The 3,756-nt window shown below is 62.5% G+C and carries 4 protein-coding genes and 1 pseudogene; 4 read left to right on the top strand and 1 reads right to left on the bottom strand.

What is annotated here, in order from left to right:
• From AC5JJ6_RS03485 to AC5JJ6_RS03470, 4 genes and pseudogenes are all read left to right on the top strand, one after another.
• Window positions 1-732: pseudogene (locus tag AC5JJ6_RS03485) on the top strand (hypothetical protein); the annotation flags it as partial.
• Between the two features lie 152 nt (window positions 733-884).
• Window positions 885-2,102: a mandelate racemase/muconate lactonizing enzyme family protein gene (locus AC5JJ6_RS03480; protein WP_496040711.1), complete on the top strand. Its 1,218-nt coding sequence runs from the start codon at window positions 885-887 to the stop codon at window positions 2,100-2,102.
• A 118-nt stretch (window positions 2,103-2,220) separates the two neighbouring features.
• A complete protein-coding gene (locus tag AC5JJ6_RS03475; protein WP_496040710.1) occupies window positions 2,221-2,643 on the top strand; it encodes a hypothetical protein in 423 nt (140 codons plus the stop codon).
• Window positions 2,644-2,826: 183 nt separating this feature from the next.
• On the top strand, window positions 2,827-3,231 hold the full coding sequence (locus tag AC5JJ6_RS03470; RefSeq protein WP_496040709.1) for a hypothetical protein: 405 nt from the start codon (window positions 2,827-2,829) through the stop codon (window positions 3,229-3,231).
• Between the two features lie 225 nt (window positions 3,232-3,456).
• On the opposite strand, the gene AC5JJ6_RS03465 is transcribed toward AC5JJ6_RS03470, so the two are convergent.
• The coding region (locus tag AC5JJ6_RS03465) for an ATP-binding domain-containing protein (protein WP_496040708.1) at window positions 3,457-3,756 on the bottom strand (300 nt) is incomplete at its 5' end.

Below are 3,756 nucleotides of genomic sequence, written 5' to 3'. Positions count from 1 at the left end.
AACGTCGAGACACCCGATGGAGCCCGCCAGGTGTTCGCCGCGGCCGCAAAGACTGATACGCTGATTGAAGCGCTGATCCGGCGCGACCTCGCCGCCGTCGGTTACACCAATAAGACCGAACTGACCACGTTCACCGACGGCTGTTCCGGTCTGCGCTCGATCCTGGTCGATGCCGGCGTCACCAAGCCGCCGTCTCTGGACTGGTTCCACATCGCCATGCGCCTGCAGCATGCCGAGAAGACAGCCGGCACCCTGCCGATCGATACCGCGGAACGGGAGCACGCCAAGGCAGTGATCGTCGCGGAAGTCGACCGGCTGCGCTGGCGGATCTGGAACGGCAAGGCCAAGGATGCGCAAATCACTCTCGAGCGCATCCGCGACGTCATGCCGGTCTTCCAAGGTGGAAGCGACCGGAAAAGGGATCCATCGTCACGCCGGTTATGGACGGCGTTGCGCGAGATCGACCGTTACCTGACCAGCCAGAGCGCTTGGCTGATCAACTATGCCGAACGCCATCGCGCCGGCCTGCGGGTCGGCACGTCGATCACCGAAGGCACTGCCAACTTCCTGGTCAACCGGCGCATGAACAAATCCCAGCAGATGCGATGGTCCCGTAGCGGCGCTGACCTCCTGCTCCAGGTCCGCTGCGCTGTCCTCAATGGTGAGCTTGGCTCCAGCTTCGGCCAGCTCTTCGAAGCCAGCCCTGGCTCCGAAGCGGCTATGGCTGCTTGACCCCCAATCGTGCGACAGTCCCGTTCAGACCTTTGATCGCGGTTGCCGAGGGTATGCGAAGCTGCGTGAGGATCGTCCAAAACTCAGAGTCTTTGCGCGCCGGCCAAGTTCCCCTGACAATGCCCTGACACCATCAAAAGCGAGTGACCGGAATGTCGAAGGTGCAATGCGTCCGTACGATCCGCATCGCGGAGCGACCGAACCTCATCTGGGTAGAGATCGAGACGGATGAAGGACTGATCGGGCTCGGGGAGTCCTTTCGCGGTGTCCAGGCTGTCGAAGCGGTGATCCACGAGCAGATTGCACCTTGGCTGATCGGCCGCGACTCCCGTCGCATCGAAGCGGTGTCGCGCTACCTGATGACGCCCTATCTGGGCTTCCAAAGCACTGGGGCCGAGATGCGGGCCGCCAGCGCCATCGATCTGGCGCTCTGGGATCTCGCGGGAAAGCGTCACGGGATTCCGGTGCATGAGGCTTTGGGAGGAGCGATGCGCACGGAGATCCGCGCCTACAACACCTGCGCCGGCTACGCCTACAATACCGGCGGCGTTGGACGGCGGGACATCCGCGCCACCGATACGGTGGATGGCCCCTATGACGATCAGGTCGCCTTCATGCGCGATGCAGGCGGATTGGCCGAGAGCCTTCTCTCGGAGGGCTTCACGGCCATGAAGATCTGGCCGCTCGACATCTACGCCGAAGCCTCGGGCGGCCAGATGATAAGCCTGTCTGATCTGAACGCCGGACTGGAGCCATTCCGCAGGATCCGCGCCACAGTCGGCGACCGGATCGACATCATGTGCGAGCTGCACAGCTTGTGGAGCGCCAATGCCGCTCTCCGGATCTGTCAGGCGCTCGAGGATCTCAATATCTTCTGGGTCGAGGACCCGATCACCAAGATGAGCGACACCAGGGCACTGGCCGATCTGCGCCGCCGGACGCGCGTGCCGATCTGCGGCAGCGAGACGCTGGGCGGCGCCGTGTCGTTCCGTCAGTTGCTGGAGGCCGACGCGACCGATGTCGTCATGCTCGACCTTGCCTGGTGCGGCGGATTGACGGAGGGCCGGAAGATCGCCGCCCTGGCCGAAGCCCATGCCAAGCCGCTGGCGCCGCACGACTGCACCGGACCGGTTACACTGATGGCCGGTCTGCAACTTGCCCTGCATGCACCTACCGCAATCTTTCAGGAGGTCGTGCGGGCAACCCTGGCCACATGGTACCGCGAACTTGTCACCGAGCTTCCGGTGATCGTGAACGGTATGGTGCAGGCGCCCGTAGCACCGGGCCTTGGAACATCCCTGTTGCCGGAGGTGCGCCAGCGGCAGGACGCCCTGGTCCGCGAGTTCGGCGAATCGATGCCTCGCGGATGACCCGATGTCCGGATGAGATTTTCAGACGATGCTGACTGACCGCATCACGCAAGTCGCGGTAACCTTGTACAGTGATTTCAATCAGCGCTGAAATGACGACGTCTCAAGAAGTACATTGATGCTCCTACTAAAGGAGGCGGTGCAGGGTGGCGCTCGAGGTCTGACGCGGGAGGGAGAGCGGGAGTTAACTCGCCGGGTGACCGAGGCGGCCGAGATCACCGAGCGGGAGGTTGAACGGATCGTGTATCGCTTCGATCTCGCTCTGGCGGTCAAGCGCGCGGTCGCACTCGCCTGCTTCGCACTGGGTGACGCCGCCGGCGGGTACTGGCTTGGGATCAAAGAGGTTCAGGTGACGGAGCGGCGGCTCGGCGCGGCCTTTGGCGACGGGACCGCAACGGCGAAGCGCTGGGCCGATCTGATGGAGAACAACGATCTGAACGCCGCACTGGCGCGCTGCACCGGCGACCAGATCACCGTCACCGCTGGGCGGCGGGCCTGCTCGGTACCGCTGTGGCTGGACAGGACGAAGGGTGCACCATAGACAGTGCCCGGCAACCGCCTCTATTCCCGCGCTCACAAGGGCTTCCCACCCTCTTACGCAGGGCGAATTATCCGCAACACCTGAGCGGCGGCCGATCCTGAAACCTTCTCCGCGCCGGATCGTTGGGGCTGACAGGGCGGAGATAGAATTCTGCAGGACCTTGCAGCATTGGAGAGGAGAACCATGGCGGAAGAACTGATCGCAGAAATCAGTCCCGGCTGTGTGCGGATCATTGTCGAAATCGGAGGAAGAACAGGTGCCGGTGACTTCAGGGTCGACGTGCTTCCCCAGTGGATAGAGAGCCTGGAGGCGTCGTCAGAAGAAGCGATGGTTCACGGCACTGAAGAAGGAACAGCACTCGCCTGCGAGACTGTCTTCGATGCTGTCCGGCTGGAAGAGTGGGACTTGGCCTGCATCGCGGCACTCTGGATCATCCTCTACGCACCTCGCCGAAGCGGCATCTCCCTGCACGATCTGAGGAACATGGCGGGCATCGGCGTTCTCAGGATCAGGGCGAACGCCGACGGTTCGGTATGGCACAGCGAAGCCAGCCTCTACAGCACAGATGCTGGCGCAACTGTTCACTGAGGAAGGTGCCATAAAGCAGACCAACATGCAGGTCAGGGCAGGAAGGCATCAGCACCCGTCCTTTTAACAGGATCCCTTCTGCGCGCAATGGCGGTTGGTTGACCTGGAGCCGGGGACGATCAGGTAAACGCCCTCGAAGGCACTGGCTGGACACGGAAGCGAAAAAGACCTGTCACGGCCGATGCGAAACTTACGCCCCGTGCAGCGCACTGCCCTATGAGTTTGCTATCGAAAGCGCGGGAGAACCCGTAGTTCATTGACATAAGCACCCTGCTTCAGCAGTTCGTGGAGTTTTGACCATCGGCGGCCACCCTCCGCCGATCGGACGGCAATCCCGACAGCTTTCCGCTGGCCCACCAGGACGACCAGCTTCTTGCCACGGGTGACGCCGGTGTAGATCAGGTTCCGCCGCAGCATCATGTAATGGGTCATGCCGACGGGGATCACGACGGCCGGATACTCCGAACCCTGGCTCTTGTGGATGGTCGTTGCAAAGGCCAGAGAGACTTCATCAAGTTCGCCGAA

The sequence above is a fragment of the Skermanella sp. genome (assembly GCF_059503625.1).
This window is presented reverse-complemented; position numbering and strand designations above follow the sequence as displayed.

Coding starts and splice junctions, on each gene's coding strand:
- AC5JJ6_RS03475 (WP_496040710.1), top strand. CDS start 2,221: ATGCTCCTACTAAAGGAGGCGGTGCAGGGTGGCGCTCGAGGTCTGACG.
- AC5JJ6_RS03480 (WP_496040711.1), top strand. CDS start 885: ATGTCGAAGGTGCAATGCGTCCGTACGATCCGCATCGCGGAGCGACCG.
- AC5JJ6_RS03470 (WP_496040709.1), top strand. CDS start 2,827: ATGGCGGAAGAACTGATCGCAGAAATCAGTCCCGGCTGTGTGCGGATC.